Source organism: Kushneria aurantia DSM 21353, from assembly GCF_000382245.1.
Classification (GTDB): Bacteria; Pseudomonadota; Gammaproteobacteria; order Pseudomonadales; family Halomonadaceae; genus Kushneria; species Kushneria aurantia.
This window is the reverse complement of the sequence record NZ_KB907876.1, coordinates 78490-94935: the sequence shown is the minus strand read 5'-3', so window position 1 is coordinate 94935 and position 16446 is coordinate 78490. Positions and strand designations below refer to the sequence as shown.

At 66.4% G+C, this 16446-nt stretch carries 19 protein-coding genes; 8 read left to right on the top strand and 11 right to left on the bottom strand.

All coding sequences use genetic code 11. From position 1 onward, the window contains the following. Positions 1 to 309 precede the first annotated feature (309 nt). Positions 310 to 582: a hypothetical protein gene (locus H146_RS0111780; protein ID WP_019952077.1), complete on the top strand. Its 273-nt coding sequence runs from the start codon at positions 310 to 312 to the stop codon at positions 580 to 582. 294 nt (positions 583 to 876) lie between these two features. Here the strand turns inward: H146_RS0111780 and H146_RS21405 are convergent, their stop codons facing one another. The 5 genes from H146_RS21405 to def form a co-directional block, all read right to left on the bottom strand. Next, a complete protein-coding gene (locus H146_RS21405) occupies positions 877 to 1044 on the bottom strand; it encodes an ArsR/SmtB family transcription factor (protein WP_019952076.1) in 168 nt (55 codons plus the stop codon). Positions 1045 to 1077: 33 nt separating this feature from the next. Then, entirely contained in the window at positions 1078 to 2022 is a 945-nt protein-coding gene (locus H146_RS19230; RefSeq protein ID WP_019952075.1) for a sensor domain-containing diguanylate cyclase, read from the bottom strand. Positions 2023 to 2109: 87 nt separating this feature from the next. Then, entirely contained in the window at positions 2110 to 3456 is a 1347-nt protein-coding gene (rsmB, locus tag H146_RS0111765) for a 16S rRNA (cytosine(967)-C(5))-methyltransferase RsmB (RefSeq protein ID WP_019952074.1), read from the bottom strand. Next, positions 3453 to 4418 (bottom strand): methionyl-tRNA formyltransferase, encoded by a 966-nt coding sequence (fmt, locus tag H146_RS0111760; protein ID WP_019952073.1) that lies wholly within the window; start codon positions 4416 to 4418, stop codon positions 3453 to 3455. The genes rsmB and fmt overlap by 4 nt, the downstream gene beginning before the upstream one ends. Positions 4419 to 4446: 28 nt before the next feature. Next, on the bottom strand, positions 4447 to 4953 hold the full coding sequence (gene def, locus H146_RS0111755; protein ID WP_019952072.1) for a peptide deformylase: 507 nt from the start codon (positions 4951 to 4953) through the stop codon (positions 4447 to 4449). Positions 4954 to 5117: 164 nt separating this feature from the next. Between def and H146_RS0111750 the strand changes: the two genes are divergently transcribed. From H146_RS0111750 to aroE, 5 genes are read left to right on the top strand one after another with little or no spacing between them, the layout of a single operon-like run. Next, positions 5118 to 5954, top strand: coding sequence for a hypothetical protein (locus H146_RS0111750; RefSeq protein ID WP_019952071.1), 837 nt, complete (start codon positions 5118 to 5120; stop codon positions 5952 to 5954). After that, positions 5941 to 7059 (top strand): DNA-processing protein DprA, encoded by a 1119-nt coding sequence (dprA, locus tag H146_RS0111745; protein ID WP_019952070.1) that lies wholly within the window; start codon positions 5941 to 5943, stop codon positions 7057 to 7059. The genes H146_RS0111750 and dprA overlap by 14 nt, the downstream gene beginning before the upstream one ends. 38 nt (positions 7060 to 7097) lie before the next feature. Then, a complete protein-coding gene (gene tsaC, locus H146_RS0111740) occupies positions 7098 to 7697 on the top strand; it encodes an L-threonylcarbamoyladenylate synthase type 1 TsaC (RefSeq protein WP_083920853.1) in 600 nt (199 codons plus the stop codon). Between the two features lie 54 nt (positions 7698 to 7751). Beyond that, on the top strand, positions 7752 to 8675 hold the full coding sequence (gene hemF, locus H146_RS0111735; RefSeq protein WP_019952068.1) for an oxygen-dependent coproporphyrinogen oxidase: 924 nt from the start codon (positions 7752 to 7754) through the stop codon (positions 8673 to 8675). Beyond that, positions 8672 to 9484, top strand: a complete 813-nt coding sequence (gene aroE / locus H146_RS0111730; RefSeq protein ID WP_019952067.1) for a shikimate dehydrogenase — start codon at positions 8672 to 8674, stop codon at positions 9482 to 9484. Before hemF ends, aroE begins: the two co-directional genes overlap by 4 nt. Before the next feature lie 6 nt (positions 9485 to 9490). Here aroE and H146_RS0111725 read toward each other — a convergent pair whose 3' ends face one another. Further along, on the bottom strand, positions 9491 to 10291 hold the full coding sequence (locus H146_RS0111725) for a M48 family metallopeptidase (protein WP_019952066.1): 801 nt from the start codon (positions 10289 to 10291) through the stop codon (positions 9491 to 9493). Positions 10292 to 10414: 123 nt separating this feature from the next. On the opposite strand from H146_RS0111725, the gene H146_RS0111720 reads away from it, so the two are divergent. Together H146_RS0111720 and H146_RS0111715 are read left to right on the top strand one after the other, a co-directional pair. Then, positions 10415 to 11260 (top strand): ATP-binding protein, encoded by an 846-nt coding sequence (locus H146_RS0111720; protein WP_019952065.1) that lies wholly within the window; start codon positions 10415 to 10417, stop codon positions 11258 to 11260. Between the two features lie 89 nt (positions 11261 to 11349). Then, positions 11350 to 11766, top strand: coding sequence for a hypothetical protein (locus H146_RS0111715; protein WP_019952064.1), 417 nt, complete (start codon positions 11350 to 11352; stop codon positions 11764 to 11766). 51 nt (positions 11767 to 11817) lie between these two features. On the opposite strand, the gene H146_RS19225 is transcribed toward H146_RS0111715, so the two are convergent. From H146_RS19225 to H146_RS0111685, 5 genes are all read right to left on the bottom strand, one after another. Continuing rightward, positions 11818 to 12483: a hypothetical protein gene (locus H146_RS19225; protein ID WP_019952063.1), complete on the bottom strand. Its 666-nt coding sequence runs from the start codon at positions 12481 to 12483 to the stop codon at positions 11818 to 11820. Between the two features lie 165 nt (positions 12484 to 12648). Further along, positions 12649 to 12906, bottom strand: a complete 258-nt coding sequence (locus H146_RS0111700; RefSeq protein WP_019952061.1) for a type II toxin-antitoxin system ParD family antitoxin — start codon at positions 12904 to 12906, stop codon at positions 12649 to 12651. 106 nt (positions 12907 to 13012) lie between these two features. Further along, positions 13013 to 14422 (bottom strand): ribosome biogenesis GTPase Der, encoded by a 1410-nt coding sequence (gene der, locus H146_RS0111695; RefSeq protein ID WP_019952060.1) that lies wholly within the window; start codon positions 14420 to 14422, stop codon positions 13013 to 13015. A 129-nt stretch (positions 14423 to 14551) separates the two neighbouring features. Next, positions 14552 to 15754, bottom strand: coding sequence for an outer membrane protein assembly factor BamB (gene bamB / locus H146_RS0111690; protein ID WP_019952059.1), 1203 nt, complete (start codon positions 15752 to 15754; stop codon positions 14552 to 14554). Then, a complete protein-coding gene (locus H146_RS0111685; protein WP_019952058.1) occupies positions 15751 to 16425 on the bottom strand; it encodes a YfgM family protein in 675 nt (224 codons plus the stop codon). The genes bamB and H146_RS0111685 overlap by 4 nt, the downstream gene beginning before the upstream one ends. Positions 16426 to 16446: the final 21 nt, after the last annotated feature.

The following is a 16446-nucleotide window of genomic DNA, read 5'->3' as shown; positions in this document are numbered from 1 at the left end:
CTGATGCAAAAATGTTCTCGCAATCGGACCAGTCGATTCTCTGACTCATTTGCACCAACTCGTGGCGCATGTTGATGACGTCATCAAGGTAGATGTTGAGCAGGTCACGCTGTGGATTCTGGCGCTGATCGCGGGGAGTCATGTCGATTTCTCACGATTTTGGCGAGGATAGACCAGATTTTACGCCGAAAAGGGAGCATCATCCAGGCGCATAATCATGATTTCACGGTGATTTTTGGTTTTTCAGGACCGACGCATTAACGGTGTTGCATTCAGAAGCTGCATCCGCCCCTATTTGGGAGGTCCAAAATGAGTAGGCTGGATAAAGAAGAGCGGGAAATTCTGGATGCATTCGATGCCGGAGAGCTGCAGCGGTCGCCAGACAGTGAAGACAGAAAAGTGCGCCATCAACAGTACGCAGAGGCCATGTTCAAGAAAGATGCGCGTATCAACATCAGACTCTCCTCCAGGGATCTTAGGGGGCTCCAGAAGAAAGCCCTGGCGGAAGGCATCCCCTACCAAACACTGGTTGCCAGCATCCTTCATAAATATGTGGAAGGTCGCTTGCACGAGGATCGATAGCTTACGCACGTTGATCAGCCATCCCCCGCCAATCTGTTCTTTATTGGTTTTATATACAGCAGAGGAGGCAACGTCATGGCACGCAACCCGATCCCGTTCCAGCTCCGCAATCGCCTGACCAGCTCGACAAAGCTCGCAGGGGGTAGCCGGAAGTATCGTCGCCGTCACTGACGGCCCCCGGAGCAAAGCCGATCCACTGCGCCAGCAGGCCGGGCGTCGTTACGGCGTGCCAGACCCTGTCGCGAGGATGATCGAGTTGACACTCATGGACGATCTCATCACTTCGTGAGTGGTTCATTGCGCCATCTCCTTGAGCAGCGTTTTCAGATTGTCGAGACGTTCGGGCCAGAAGTCGCGGTAACGTGCCAGCCAGTCGACCAGCGGCTGCATGCCTTCGGGGGCGATGCGATAGCGCACCTGACGCCCTTCGCGGGTCGCCAGAATCAGTCCGGCATCGCGCAATACCGCGATATGCTGCCAACCCGCCGACAGGCTTTATGCCGTGTCGTCGCGAGAGGCTTCCAGTACCCGGTTGCGGCCCTGCGCCTTGGCCTCATAGAGCGCCCGGTCGGCGCTTTCCAGCAGGTGGTCCCGGGATTCACCGCGATACTCCGCCACGCCGGCCGAAAAAGTGACCCTGAGACGCTGCTCGCCCAGCGGTTCGGCTTCGAGGGCCTGGCGGATGCGGTCGACGGCAAGGCGGGCGGCGTCGACGCCGATACCCGGCAGGATCAGCAGTAGTTCCTCGCCCCCGAGACGCACGCCGGTATCGCTTTCGCGCAGCTCGCGGCGCAGCGTGTCGGCGACCGCCACCAGTACGGCGTCGCCGGCGCCGTGGCCGTGGGTGTCGTTGATCCGCTTGAAATGATCGAGGTCCATCATGGCAATGCTCAGCGCGTGGCCGTAGCGCTGATATTCATGCATCGCCTCGGACAGACGTTCGAGGCCGGCGCGGCGGTTCAGAAGAGCGGTCAGTTCGTCGTACATGGCAAGCCGGGTGAGCTGCTCGTTGGCCTCCTGCAGGCGACGCTCCAGTGCCTTGCGGGCGCTGATGTCGATCACGAAGGTGGCCTTGTAGTCGTTGCCCTCTGCATCCTGGATGCGCACCGCATCGGCCAGAATGGTGATCGGCTGGCCGTGGCGGTTGATGACTTCCCACTCCGCCTGCAGCTGGTCGCGGCTGTTGAGCGCGTCGGTTTCGCTGCCGCTGTTGATGAACTCCTGATGCATTGTGCGCATCACATCGCGGTACTGCGGCGCCAGCACCATGGTGAAGTCCCTGCCCAGCAGCTCGCTCTCGTCATAGTCATAAAGCCTGCAGTAGGCGTTGTTGACCATGGTAAAGCGGCCTTCGGCATTGGTGATGCAGATGGCCAGCGGCGTCGATCTGACCAGTTTGAGCAGGTCGATATCGGAAAAGTGGGGCTGTGATGTGGCCATGTCGCGGGTTCCAGGGTTGGAGCAGCCCGACCGGCGTATCGCTGCGGTCGTGGCAGGGGGGCGGATCAATGCCCGAATGGGCACTGTTTACTCCCTTTCGGACGCTTGTGACTTCATCATCAGCGCATAAAAAAAGCCGTCGTGGCCCTGTGCCTCGGGAAAGAGCTGTCGCCCTCGGCCGGCGCTGACTCCCCAGGTGGTATCCAGCGGACGCGCCCGGGCATCCGGGGTGCGGGCCACAAAGGCGTCGATCTGTTCGGCGTTCTCCTCCGGCAGCACCGAGCAGGTGGCGTAGAGCAGGGCGCCACCGGGAGCGAGTTTCGTCCACAGGGCGTCAAGCAAACGTGCCTGCAAAGCGGCCAGTGGCGCAATATCGGCACTGCGGCGCAGGCGCTTGATATCCGGATGGCGGCGGATCACGCCGCAGCCCGAGCAGGGGGCGTCGAGCAGGATGGCGTCGAACGCCTCGCCGCTCCACCAGTCGTCCTCGGTGGCGTCGGCGCAGTGCGTGTCGCCCGCCAGTGAGAGCCGCGCCAGTGTCGCCCTGACACGCTCCAGGCGCGCGGCGTCGCTGTCGAGCGCGGTCAGTCGTGCTTCGGGGCGTTGCTCCAGCAGGTGAGCGCTCTTGCCGCCGGGGGCGCTGCAGGCGTCCAGAATCCGCGGGGAGGTACCGGCGCGTTCGTCCAGCGCGCCCAGCAGCAGCGGCGCGGCGAGCTGGGCGGCCTCGTCCTGAACGCTCACCTCGCCCTCGGCGAAGCCGGGAAGTTCGGCCACGTCGCAGGGCGTTGCCAGCGTGATGCCATCGGCGCTGTAAGGGCAGGGGCTGGCGGCCAGATCGGCCGCCTGCAGGCGCGCAAGGTAGCGCGCGCGGTCGCCGCGGCGGGCGTTGACCCGCAGTGTCATGGGGCCGGGCTGGTTATTGGCAGTGACGATGTCCCGCCACTGCTCGGGCCAGGCGCGTTCAAGGCGCTGCAGCAGCCAGTCCGGGTGCCAGTGGGCCACTGCCGGCTGGGCGGCGACGGCGTTCAGCAGGGCATCGCCTTCACGATCAAAGCGGCGCAGGCAGCCGTTGAGTACTCGCGTGGCCCAGCTCTTGCCCAGCTCGCGGGCGGCGCCGGCGGTTTCGCCCACGGCGGCGTGGGCCGGAATGCGCATGTGGTAGAGCTGATAGAGACCGAGCAGCAACAGCGCCTGGACGTCGCTGTCACGTTTTTTGAACGGCGAACGCAGCAACTGCCCGGCAAGGGCTTCGAGCTGTGGCAGGGTACGGCAGACGCCGAAACAGAGCGCGCGGTAGAGACTGCGGTCGCGCTCGGCCAGGCTGACGGGCAGCTCTGCGGAGAGCGCCGCACGGCCGTCGAGCACCGGCGCCAGCGCCAGCGCTGCCAGGGCGCGTACGCTGCTGACCTGCGGTTTGCGTCGGCGAGCGCTCATTCGGCGCCGCCCAGCCGCACGCCGGGAGCAAAGCGCTCGCGGCGACTGCTCAGCAGCTCATGGGCATCCAGCACCCTGCCGCCCGGCAGTTGGGCGCGGGTGATGCGCAGCACGCCGTCACCGCAGGCCACGCAGAGGGCGTCCGGTTCGGCGTCCAGCAGGGTGCCCGGTAGTGCCCGGGTTTCGCTGCCACGTGCGGCGCGCGCCGAGGCGTGCCAGAGCCGCAGGTTGTCGTCGCCCAGCCGCGTCCAGGCCACCGGGAAGGGGTTGAAGGCGCGCACCCTGCAGGCGAGCTCGACGGCACTGTCGGTGAAGTCCAGTTCGGCTTCCGCCTTGCTCAGTTTGGGCGCCCAGCTGATGCCCTCGGCGGGCTGCGGGGTGGCGATCAGCTGGCCGTCGCTCAGCCGCTCGAGCGCCTCGATCAGGGTGCGCGCGCCCAGCGTGGCGAGGCGGTCGTGCAGCTCGGCGGCGGTGGTCTGCTCATCGATCGGCGTGCTGGCGGCGAGCAGCATGTCGCCGCTGTCGAGCCCTTCGTCCATCGCCATGATGGTGACGCCGCTTTCCCGGTCGCCGGCCTCGATGGCGCGCTGAATCGGCGCCGCACCGCGCCAGCGTGGCAGCAGCGAAGCGTGTACGTTGAGCGCCCCCAGCGGCGGGATATCAAGCACCGCGCGCGGCAGAATCAGGCCGTAGGCGACCACCACCAGCAGGTCGATGCCGGCCTCGCGCAGCGCCGCGCGGCCCTCTTCATCCTTCAGCGTCGTGGGCTGATGTACGGCCAGCCCGTGTTCCAGCGCCAGTGCCTTGACCGGCGAGGGCGTCAGCTTGCGCCCGCGCCCCGCGGGGCGGTCGGGCTGGGTGTAGACGCACACCACCTGGTGAGGGCTGTCAAGCAGGGCGCGCAGGTGATGGGCAGCAAAATCCGGCGTACCGGCAAAGGCGAGACGAAGCGGCTGGGACATGGCGCGATTCCGGCAGTCAGTCAATCGGTCAGGAAGCGGTTTTCTGGCGCTTGAGCATTTTCTTTTTCACTCGATCACGCTTGAGCGGCGACAGATAGTCGACGAACAGCACGCCTTCGAGATGGTCCACTTCATGTTGAATGCAGTGCGCCAGCAGCCCGTCCGCCTCGAGCTCATAGGCCTTGCCGTTGCGATCCTGCGCCTTCAGATGCACGCGCAGCGCGCGCGGCACCTCGGCGTAATACTCCGGGATCGAAAGACAGCCTTCCTGCAGGGGTTCGCGCTCCTCGCCGAGCGGCGTCACCTCGGGGTTGATCAGGACCAGCGGGTGGTTTTTCTCTTCGCTGACGTCCATCACGATCACCCTTTTGTGCACATCCACCTGGGTGGCGGCAAGGCCGATGCCCGGCGCATCATACATGGTGTCGAACATGTCATTGATCAGCCGGCGCAGGTCGTCGTCGACCGTCTCTACGGGCTGCGCCCGGGTGCGCAGGCGCTCGTCGGGGTATTCGAGAATCGTGAGTAGTGACATGGGGTCCGGTTCTGCCGTTCGGCCGCGTCGCGCTCTCAAGAGGCGACGCGGCAGTGCCGTAAATGTAGGGACAGGGCCTGATGCCCGTTCCCTTGCCGCTATTGTAGTGTGCGGGGGCAGGCAACGGAACCGACGAACGGGCGACAAGCGCGGAGGAGGGCGCCATGGGCGGTATGCAGGCACGACGAGGGTACGCCGCTGCGCTGCTGTTACTGGCCGCAGCGCCGGGCGCTGCGGCGCTGGCCGAGAGTGAGGTTGTTCGTCTTTCACCGCAGATTCGCTTTCTTTCACCTGAGGCGGCGGTGACGCCGATCGATACCACCGATATCGCGACGCTGCTCGAAGATTATCGGGTGGTCGAGCAGCCCCTCGATGACAGCCAGGGGCGCATTGTTGCCGGTCGCGGCGGTGAGGTGATCAGCGGTGCCGGCGACGAGGTAGTGGCGCTGGGCGTTGCAGGGGAGAGCGGCCAGCGTTATGGCATCTATCAGCCGGGCCGGGTACTGCAGGATGAAGACGGCCGCTTTCTGGGGCGGGTGATGCTGCCGCTGGGTGAGGCGCAGCTGGTGCGCCGCGGTGAGCCGCTGTCGGTGTTGAGGATTACCCGCAGCCGCCGTGAAATCGGCGAGGGGGCGCGACTGCTGCCGGCGATGGCGCCGCCGCTGCCGGCGCAGCTCTCGCCGCGACCCGCGCCGTCCGGCGCCAGCGGAAGCATCGTCGATCGCCCCGGTGACGGGCTGGTGATCGGCAATCGTGACCTGGTGATGATTACCACCGGGCGCGGCGCGGCCGAGCCGGGCACACTCTATAGCGTGCTCGACGAGCCCGAGCCGGTGACCGATGCCGCCACCGGTCAGCGCTATCGGGTTCCCGGAGAGCTGCTGGGTCAGCTGATGGTGCTGCGCACCTTCGGCGAGGTGAGTCTGGCGCTGGTGACCCGCATGTCGCGGCCAATGGCAGTGGGCGACCGGCTGGGGGCGCCCGCCGATGGGGCACCCTGAGGCGGCGCTCGATGCGCGCTGTTGGCTGGCGCTGGCACTGTTGCCCGGGCTGGGGCCGCGCCGTTTCAGGGAGCTGCGCCGGCAGGCGCCCGACTGGCCTGACGGCTGGCTGGTGCGGCTGGAGGACAAGCCGCGGCGGGCGCTGCTGGGCTGGCTGCAGAGCCCGACCAGCAGTGCGCTGAACGATGCCGTCGAGGCCGCCCTTGAGTGGCGCGATGGCGGCAGCGACCGTCACCTGCTGCATCCCGGCGATCCGCGCTGGCCGCTGCTGCTTGACGAGATCGACGATCCGCCGCCGCTGTTATGGGCCCACGGCGACTGCGACGCCCTGATGCCGCCGGCGCTGGCGGTGGTCGGTACCCGCAAGCCGAGCCGCGAGGGGCAGGACAACGCCCACCGTTTCGCTCGCGATATCGCCGCCGCCGGCTACACGGTCACCAGCGGCATGGCGCTGGGCATCGACGGCTGTGCCCACCGCGGCGCGCTGGACGCCGGAGGCCGCAGCGTCGCGGTACTGGGCTGTGGGGTCGATGTGCTCTACCCCCGCGGCCATGCCGCCCTGCGCCGTAGTCTGCTGGCCGAGGGTGGGCTGCTGCTCTCCGAACATCCGCCCGGTACGCCGGCGCGCCCGGCCTTTTTTCCGCGCCGCAACCGTATCGTCACCGGTCTCTCGCTGGGCGTGCTGGTGGTCGAGGCGGCAAAAGCCAGCGGTTCACTGATCAGTGCGCGGCTGGCGCTGGAGCAGAACCGCGAGGTGTTCGCGCTGCCCGGCTCGCTGCACAACCCGCAGGCGCAGGGCTGTCTGTGGCTGATTCGCGAAGGCGCCCAGCTGGTTACCGACGCCGAGCAGCTGCTGGTTGCCCTGCCCCCCGGACACGGCGCTCCCGCGCCGCTGCATGATGCCCCTTCTTCGCCTGCCGGCAGCAGTCCGTCAGCGCCCGACGACCCGCTGTGGGCGCTGCTCGACGATGCGCCGCGGGCTGTGGATTTACTGGTCGAGCGCAGCGGCTTTGGCATCAATGAGGTTTCGAATCGGCTTTTGATGCTGGAGCTGGAGGGCTGGGCCTGCCAGGTGGCGGGGGGATGGGTACGGCGCCGGCCATGAGATAGAATGCAGGACCGATTCGATCAGCGGTCACCGCCATGTCGTCAACGCGATTATCCCCATCCTGCTTCCCTTCATCGCCGTCACCTGACGAACCGGCACTGCAGGCGGCCGTCGCCGCGTTGCGCGCCGAGGGCGTACTTGCCTATCCCACCGAGGCCGTATGGGGGCTGGGCTGCGACCCCGACAGTGATCGCGCGCTGAGGCGGCTGATCGCGCTCAAGCAGCGCGCCGCTCACAAGGGACTGATACTGGTGGGGGCAACGCTTGCGCAGTTCGATGACTATCTGACCGGGCTGGATGCCGGGCTGCGGGCGCGGCTGGGCGAATCCCGGCCGGCACCGGTGAGCTGGCTGGTACCCGACAACGGCCGTGCCCATCCGCTGGTACGCGGCGAGCATACAAGCGTCGCCCTGCGTATCAGCCAGCACCCTCTGGTGGCCGCCCTGTGTCATGCCTTCGGCGGTCCGCTGGTCTCCAGCTCCGCCAATATCGCCGCCGAATCCCCGTGCATGAGCGCCGACGAGATTCGTGAGCGATTCGGCGCTGATCTGGCCCTGCTCGACGGCCCGCTGGGGGGCTTCGAACGCCCCAGTGAAATTCGCGACCTGCTCAGCGGCCGGGTGATCCGCCGCTGAGCGCCGTTTTGACGCGACGCCGGCATTGCGCCGGTGTCGCGCTGGAGAGTCATCATGTCACACGCTTATCTTGAGAAGGTGCGCCTGTACCTGCTCGATTTTCAGGATCGCCTCTGCCGCGAGCTGGTCCGCACCGATGGCGGCGCCGAGTTCTCCGAGGACGCCTGGACGCGGGAGGAGGGCGGTGACGGCCGTTCCCGCGTGATCAGCGACGGCCGGGTGTTCGAAAAGGGGGGCGTCAACTTCTCCCATGTGTTCGGCGCCAGTCTGCCGCCCTCGGCGTCCGCCGCGCGCCCCGAACTGGCCGGGCGCAGCTTCCACGCCGTGGGCGTCTCCTGGGTGCTGCATCCGCACAGTCCGCACCTTCCCACTACCCACGGCAACGTACGCTTTTTCATCGCCGAGAAAGAGGGCGAGGCGCCGGTGTGGTGGTTCGGCGGCGGCATCGACCTGACCCCCTATTACCCGGTGCACGCCGACGTGCTGCACTGGCACCGCACCGTGCGCGATGCCTGCGCGCCCTTTGGCGACGAGGTCTATCCGCGTTTCAAGCGGTGGTGTGACGACTACTTTTATCTTCGCCACCGCGGCGAGACCCGCGGCGTCGGCGGGCTCTTCTTCGATGACCTCAACGAGTGGGACTTCGAGACCTGCTTCGCTTTCCAGCAGGCGGTGGCGGAAGCCTTTCTGCCGGCCTGGCTGCCGATTGTCGCGGCGCGCCGCGATGACGCCTTCGGCGAGCGCGAGCGCACCTTTCAGAACTACCGCCGCGGGCGCTACGTAGAGTTCAACCTGGTCTACGACCGCGGCACCCTGTTCGGCCTGCAGAGCGGCGGGCGCACCGAGTCGATTCTGATGTCGATGCCGCCGGTGGCGCACTGGGTCTATCAGTATCAGCCCGAGCAGGGCAGCCGCGAAGCGGATCTTTACGCCCACTATCTGCACGCCCGCGACTGGCTCGGTGAGGTGGGCGAATGAGCGATCTCTATGCGGTTTTCGGCAACCCCGTGGCGCACTCGAAATCGCCGCAGATTCACGCCGCCTTCGCCGCGCAGCTGGGGGAGAGGGTGCGCTACGAGGCGCGCGAGGCCGAAACCGACGGCTTTGAAGCCGCCTGGCAGCGGTTTGTCGGCGAAGGCGGGCGCGGTGCCAACGTGACCCTGCCGTTCAAGCAGCAGGCGGCGACGCTGGCCGACCGCCTGAGCGAGCGGGCAGCGCTGGCGGCAGCGGTCAATACGCTGATCCCGGGTGACGGCGAACTGCTGGGCGACAACACCGATGGCGTGGGGCTTTTACACGATCTGCAGCGCCTTGGTGCGCCGCTGGCCGGCGCCCGTATTGCGGTGCTGGGGGCCGGCGGAGCGGTACGCGGCGTGCTGGGACCGCTGCTGGCCGTGGCGCCGCAGCGGCTGGTGATCGCCAACCGCACCGCCGCAAAAGCGCACGAGCTGGCGGCGCTTTTCAAGGCGCACGGGGCGATCGAGGGAGGCGGTTTCGAAGCGCTGGGTGAGGGCTTCGATCTGGTGATCAACGCCACCAGCGCCAGCCTCGCCGGCGAGCTGCCGCCGCTGCCCGAACGGCTGATTGCCGAGGAGGGTGTCGCCTACGACATGATGTACGGCGCCGAGCCGACCGTGTTCATGCAGTGGGCCGACGCCCGTGGCGCGCGCTGCCACGATGGTCTGGGCATGCTGGTAGGCCAGGCCGCCGAGTCCTGGTTTCAGTGGCGCGGCAGCCGCCCCGACCCCGAGCCGGTGCTGGCGCGGCTGCGCGCCGAGCTCTGGTGAGCCTCTTCAGGCGCTCCGCAGGCGCTCACAGTCGGGCCTGCGACCCTGCTGCCGGGCCTGTTCATAGCGCTGCATGGCGCTCTCCATGCGGTTATTGAGTGCCTGGCTGCGGTCGCCGCTGCTGGGGTGAGTGGAAGCCCACTCCGGCGGCGAGTTGCCGCCGGCTGCCTGCATGTTCTGCCACAGCTGCAGGCTGGCGCGCGGGTCGAAACCGGCGCGCGCCATCAGATCCAGCCCCAGCAGATCGGCCTCGCTTTCATGGCGACGCGAATAGGGCAGCAGCACGCCGTACTGGGCACCGGCGCCCAGCAGTTGGGTCAGCCCCTGGTTGCCGGTTACCGCATTGACTATGCCCAGCCCGGAGCTGGTAACCGCCTGGGTGGAGGCGCGTTCGTTGGCATGGTTGGCCAGTACGTGGGCGATCTCGTGGCCCACCACAGTGGCAACCTGATCCTGATCGCGGGCGATGTTCAGAAGTCCGGTGTTGATCACTACATAGCCGCCCGGCAGGGCGAAGGCGTTGGGCTCCGGGTCTTCGTAGACGCCCACCGTCCACGCCTGCGGCCCGCTATCCTGCGGCAGCGTGTCGATGATGTCGTTGGCAATACAGCTGACATACTGGCCGCGTGCGCCGGTCGCCTGGCGATGCTCCTGACGATACTGCTCGAAGGCCTGCTGGCCCTGCTGGGCGAGCTGATCGTTGCCGAACAGCGATAGCTGGGAGCGCCCCAGCGGCGACGTGGCACAGGCACTCAGGACGAGGCTGGCGGAAAGGGCACCGAGAAAGGCGGTATGGCGCTTGAGCAAGACACAAACTCCCGTAATGGACGCCGGCTGGCGACCCGGCCACCGTTGCGGCTGGACGCACGTTCAAGCCGGCGTCAGGATTGATGAATTTCGACAGCATAAACCACAGCGGTGGAGTCCTGCATGAATGAAGAGTTGAACGCCCGCCTGCTTGAGCTTCTGGCGCGCATCGAGCCGCTGCTGCCGCCCGAACAGGCGCCCATTGACTGGTCCCGCGATGTGGCGGCGATCTGGCAGCGTCACGCCCTCGGCGGCCGGCTGACGGCTGTGGCGCCGCGCGATGGCGTGCGCGTCGAGGAGCTGGTGGGTATCGACCATCAGAAGCAGGCGCTACTCGACAACACCCGCGCCTTTCTGCGCGGTCGGCCGGCCAACCACGCCCTGCTGTGGGGCGCCCGCGGCACCGGCAAATCGTCGCTGATACGCGCTCTGCTCAACGACCTCGGTGACGAGGGGCTGCGTCTGATTCAGGTCGACCGCCACGACCTGGTGGGCCTGCCCACCCTGGTGCAGTCGCTGCGCGGTAGCGACTACCGCTTCGTGGTCTACTGCGATGATCTCTCCTTCGAGGGCAGCGACGACGCCTACAAGGCGCTCAAGAGCGTGCTTGATGGCACCCTGACCGGCCCGCCGGACAATGTACTGCTTTATGCCACCTCCAACCGCCGTCACCTGCTGCCGGAGCGCATGGCGGACAACAGCGATACCCGTATCGAAGGCGGCGAGATTCATCACGGCGACGCGGTGGAGGAGAAAATCTCGCTCTCCGACCGCTTTGGCCTGTGGCTCTCCTTCTACCCGTTCGATCAGTCCACCTATCTGGCCGCCTGCCGTCACTGGGTGGCCCATCTCGGCGGCCGCTTTGACACCGATGCCGAGGCCGCCGCCCGCCGCTTCGCGCTGGAGCGCGGCGTGCGCAGCGGTCGCGCCGCCTGGCAGTTCGCCATCAGCTGGGTGGGGCGGCAGTGAGCGTCGTGCTGTCGCCAGTCTGAAGGCAGTTCGCCTTTTTCGCTGAAAGCCCTCTATTTTGAAAGCGTGAGTTTTCAAAAGGAGTGGATATGAAGACCGAATGGATCTCTTTTAGCGGTGCCGTTATGTTGAGCGCCCTGCTGGCCGCCCCGGCACTGGCCGATCAGAGCAGCGAGCAGCACAGCCCTGACCAGCAGACAAGCGCCGACAGCGGTCAGATGCAGGGCGAGCGCCTCAGCGGCAGTCAGATTCAGGAGCGGGTGCTGGGCCACAGGGTGACCGGCGCCATGGCCGGTGGCAGCCAGTACAATGAGGTGTATCGCGTCGATGGCACCATCGAGGGCGAAGGCTATACCGGCGAGGCCAGCATCGAGGGCAATCAGATGTGCTTCGACTACGGCGATGGCAACACCTGCTACCAGGTGCGCATGGTCGGTGACAACCAGATCGAATGGCTCTCTGACGGTGAAGTGGTGGGCCACGGCACCATCAGCGCCATCGAGTAATCCCGTTATTCCTGACGGTCACTATTGAAAGACAACATCCGCGGCGGCTCACTATGGAGCCGCCGTTGTCGTTACCGGGGACGTGACTCGAGGCGCATTCCCTGAACCCTGTTCACCACCGACCTCAAGGGTAATGGTGGGGGCCGGCACCAGTCGTGCCATTTCGCCGGCCAGCCTGGGCGTCAGCGACAGCATCGACCCTGCCGGTAGCTGGTTGCGGCCCGCCAGCTGCTGCGCCAGGCCCAGCAGTTGTGCGGTATAACCGCTCTTTTCGCCGGGGCTGATCGCCGGTTTCAACGCCACCGGCAGCGTTACCTCATTGCGCTCACCCGGTTCCAGCGTTACCGGCTCGGCCACCTCGCCGCTGACGGGTTCAGCGCCGGGCACCGCCAGCTGCCAGGCGTAACCGGCCAGCTCGATGACCGGCGCGGCACTCGGCGGGACCAGCGCCAGTGGCAGATCGAACTGCACCGGTGGTTCATCATTCATGTTCAGGCCGGCGCGCGCCAGCGACATGGGGTCGAGTGTCAGGGCATTGGTGGGCACGTCCCAGCGGCCGATGCGCACGTTTTCGACCCCCATCGACTCCAGCGCTACCCGCCCCAGCATCAGCCCGGCCTGCGGCAGGGCAAGGCAGCCTGTCAGCAGCGTGGCGGCCAGCAGCGGCGTGGTGAGTAAAAAGCGAGGTATGGCGTTAAAGCGCAGCGCAGGTGGCATGAGTGTCTTCCGCAGCAGTAGCCCTGGGTCGGATCGTCAAGACGGTGGCCCATATCGCCTCCGGCCTGGGTATCCGAAGGGGGGCGAGAAGATCGAGGAAATGACGCGCGATGTAATCACCGATTTGCTCTAGATCGCCTTCCGCTTCGGCCGTGAGGTGGACGATCACACGGACTTCTCTGCCATCGCCCTGTATTTTTCTTCCAGCCGTTTGAACACATCACCCGCTGGCATCGTGCGGCCAGCCTCAATATCTGCGAGGCCACGCGCGATTGAGGCATCGAGCACGGCAAGGCGCGTTTCCCGATCCTGAACCAGGCGGATGCCTTCGCTCAGCACCTCGCTTTTGGAGCCGTAGCGCCCGGCGTCCACAAGCTGCTGTACGTAGGCTTCCAGCTGTGTGCCCAACTCTGCATTGATCATCGTTTGTTCTCCCATCCGGCTATACCTGACTATGCGGCCAGGCTAGCCTATTTATCAACTGTTATAAAATAAGCGCTACCCATACCTTCCTGCCCGCTTTCTCCTTTCAACCCCGGCGCCGGTTGCGCCGCGACTCGCGGGTGCGCGAGAGCTGGCGCCCCCTGGCCTTCTCCCGATCGCTGGCATCGGCATTGTTGTCGTAGGGGTTTTTCCCGGAGCGGAATTCGAAGCGAATCGGCGTACCGCGCACTTTCAGCACCTTGCGGAAGGTGTTGGTCAGAAAGCGCTTGTAGGCATCCGGCAGGGCGTCGGTCTGGTTGCCGTGGACCACGATCAGCGGTGGGTTGCTGCCACCCTGATGGGCCATGCGCAGCTTGATACGCCGGCCGTGCACCATCGGCGGCTGGTGCTCGCTGACCGCATCCTGCAACAGCGTGGTGAGGCGATTGGTCGACCAGTGCGCGGTGGCGGAAGCGAAAGCGCGTTCGATGGACGGGTAGAGATCACCCACCGCGGTACCGTGCAGCGCCGAGATGAAGTGCAGGTCGGCATAGTCGGCAAAACCAAGGCGCCGCTTGATGTCGGCGCGCATCTTCTCCTTCGCCTCCTGCTCGAGGCCGTCCCACTTGTTGACTGCCAGTACCAGCGCGCGACCGCTGGTGAGAACATAGTCGAGCAGGTGCAGGTCCTGCTCCACCAGCCCGCTGCGGGCGTCGAGCACCACCACTGCGACGTTGCACTCGCGAATGGCGTCCAGCGTCTTGATGATCGAGAATTTCTCTGCCGTCAGGCTGACGTTCTTGCGCCGCCGGATGCCGGCGGTATCGATCAGCACATAGGGTCGGCCGCGGCGCTCGAAGGGGATCTCGATGGCGTCGCGGGTGGTGCCCGCCTCGTCGAACACCACCACACGCTCCTCGCCCAGCAGGCGGTTGACCAGCGTCGATTTGCCGACGTTGGGACGCCCGACGATGCCGATGCGTACGCCGCTGGCAATCAGGTCCGGGTGGGTCTCCTCGGACTCCTCCGGGAAGGGTTCCAGTACGTGCTCGATCAGTGCAGTAACGTTGCGGCCGTGTTCGGCAGCGATGGCGTGGGGGTCACCCAGGCCCAGCGCCCAGAAGTCGGCGATGGCGATCTCTTCCTGCTGGCCGTCGCTTTTGTTGACCACCAGCCAGGTCTTTTTGCGATTGACCCGCAGGTGGTTGGCGATCGCCTCGTCGGCGGGCATGACGCCGGCGCGGGCGTCGACCATGAAGAGCACGATATCCGCCTCGTCGATGGCCAGCAGCGACTGCTCGGCCATGGCGGCGTCGATACCCAGCTCGTCGCCGCTGATGCCGCCGGTGTCGATGACAGTAAAGGGCTTGTTGCCCAGCCGGCCGTTGCCGTAGTGGCGATCGCGGGTCAGGCCCGGGAAGTCGGCCACGATGGCGTCGCGTGAGCGCGTCAGTCGGTTGAACAGCGTGGATTTGCCGACGTTGGGTCGGCCGACAAGGGCGATGACGGGATTCATGGGTCAGGATTCACGCGGGAGAAGGGGTGTCGGCGTTGCCGGCGAGGATGGCTGCAGTGTAACCCGAAAGCGGCCGGGATTCGAAAACGGCTGCCGGCCCGGTGGAGGACACCGGGCCGGGGAGTGGTCTCAGTTGCCGTCGCCACCCTGCTGGCGCAGATTCCAGGCGATAACGTCACCGCTGTTGGTGAGCACATAAAGGCTGTCACCGTCGCTCAGCGGTGCAATGCTGATGCCGTCGCCGCCGGGATGGGCGCGGCCCACCAGTTCACCGCTGGTGGCGTCGAGCAGGTGGATATACCCCTGATAGTCACCCACCGCCAGATAGTTCCCCACCATGGCGGGGGCGCTCAATGAGCGACCTTCCAGATCTTCCTGGTTCCAGATCACCCGGCCACTGCTGGCGTCGAGCGCCATGATATGGCTGTCGGCGGTGACGGTGAACAGGTAGTCGCCGGCCAGCACCGGGGTGAGATAGCTGGACTCTTCGCGCTCCCAGATCGTCTCGCCGCTGCGCGCATCGAGCGCCATCACGCGGCCGTTGTAGCTGGTCACGAACAGTCGCCCGTCGCGGGTCAGTACCGGCTGGCCGTCCAGATCGACCATCTGTTCGACTTCAGTGCGCCCCTGGGGAATGGCGACGCGCATGTCCCACAGCTGCTGGCCGTTGCGGTTGTCGAATGCCGCCAGCCGGCCGTTGGCGAATCCGACGAAGGAGACCGGATCGATGGTGCGCGGTGTTCCGGTACCACGCAGGGTCAGCGCCGGCTGCGAGGCGTTGTAGAGCCAGCGTTGCTCGCCGCTGGCGCGATCCAGGGCAGTAAGCGTGCCATCGACGCTCTGTACCACGACCAGCGCGCTGTTGAGCTGGGGCGGCGCGAGCACCACGCTGGCGACTCGGGTGCGCCAGTCGATGTCACCGCTATCGGCGTTGAAGGCGATCACTTCACCGTTCTGCGTACCGGCGAACACTTCACCGCCGCCTACGGTAAGGCCACTGGAGATATCGGCATCGAGATTGTGACGCCAGAGCACCTCGCCGCTGGCGCGATCGATCGCCTGTACGTTGCCCGCGGCATCGCTGGCGTAGAGCGTGTCGCCGTCGATTGCCGGCGTGATCGGGTAGCGTGCCCGGGTCAGGCTGCCGATGCCCTCCGACCACTGGCGGTCGAGCGTCACACGCTGGTCAATGGTGGTCAGCTCACGCGGCTGAACGCCGGTCTGAACGTTGCCGGAGCAGCCGGCCAGCGCTACCAGCGCGCCGGCGCACAGCAGTGCGCTCAGCGGGCGGCGGCCCGCGGACAGTGTCGAGCGAATGGCGGGCGTGATCATGAAGCCTCCGCGGGTGCCAGGTCATCGAGTTTGAGTTGGGTGCCGGCCAGCGACTGCTGCTGCTCGCTGGCCAGCGTCAGGGCCTGCTGCCACGCCTCGCGGGCCTGTTCCGGCTGGCCCCGGGCAAGCAGGATATCGCCGCGCAGGTCGGCGCCACGGGGGGCCATGGTGGCCGGCAGCGTCAGCCCCTCGAGCGTGGCGAGAGCCTGATCCGGGTTGCCGGCCGCCAGCTGCACGCGGGCAAGATCAATGCCCGCCAGGGCGGTGATCAAACCGCGGTCGGTGCTGTCGCGCAGCTGTGTGAGCGCCGTAACCGCGGCGTCGAAGTCGCCGCCCTGCGCTGCCAGGCGCGCCTCGATCAGGCCTGCCATATCGGCATAGAGGGTGCCGCCGTGTTGATCGCGCAGCGTCTCGGCCAGCGTCAGGGCATTCTGCCGTGCGCCGTCATCGAGATTCGCCTGGGCGGTCAGCTGAGTCAGCTGCTGGTACTGTACCGAGGCGGCTTCACTCTGTGCCAGCTGGCGGTCCTGCCACCAGTGCCAGGCGTAGAGTCCCACCGCGGCGATGGCGATACCGCCCAGAATCGGTTTGGCGTAGTTGTGCCAGAACCGCCTGGCTGCCGCCAGCTGATCGTCTTCGTCATCCTGTAGGTGCAATTGCTGATCCGCCACCGGGGCACTCCTGTCGATTTC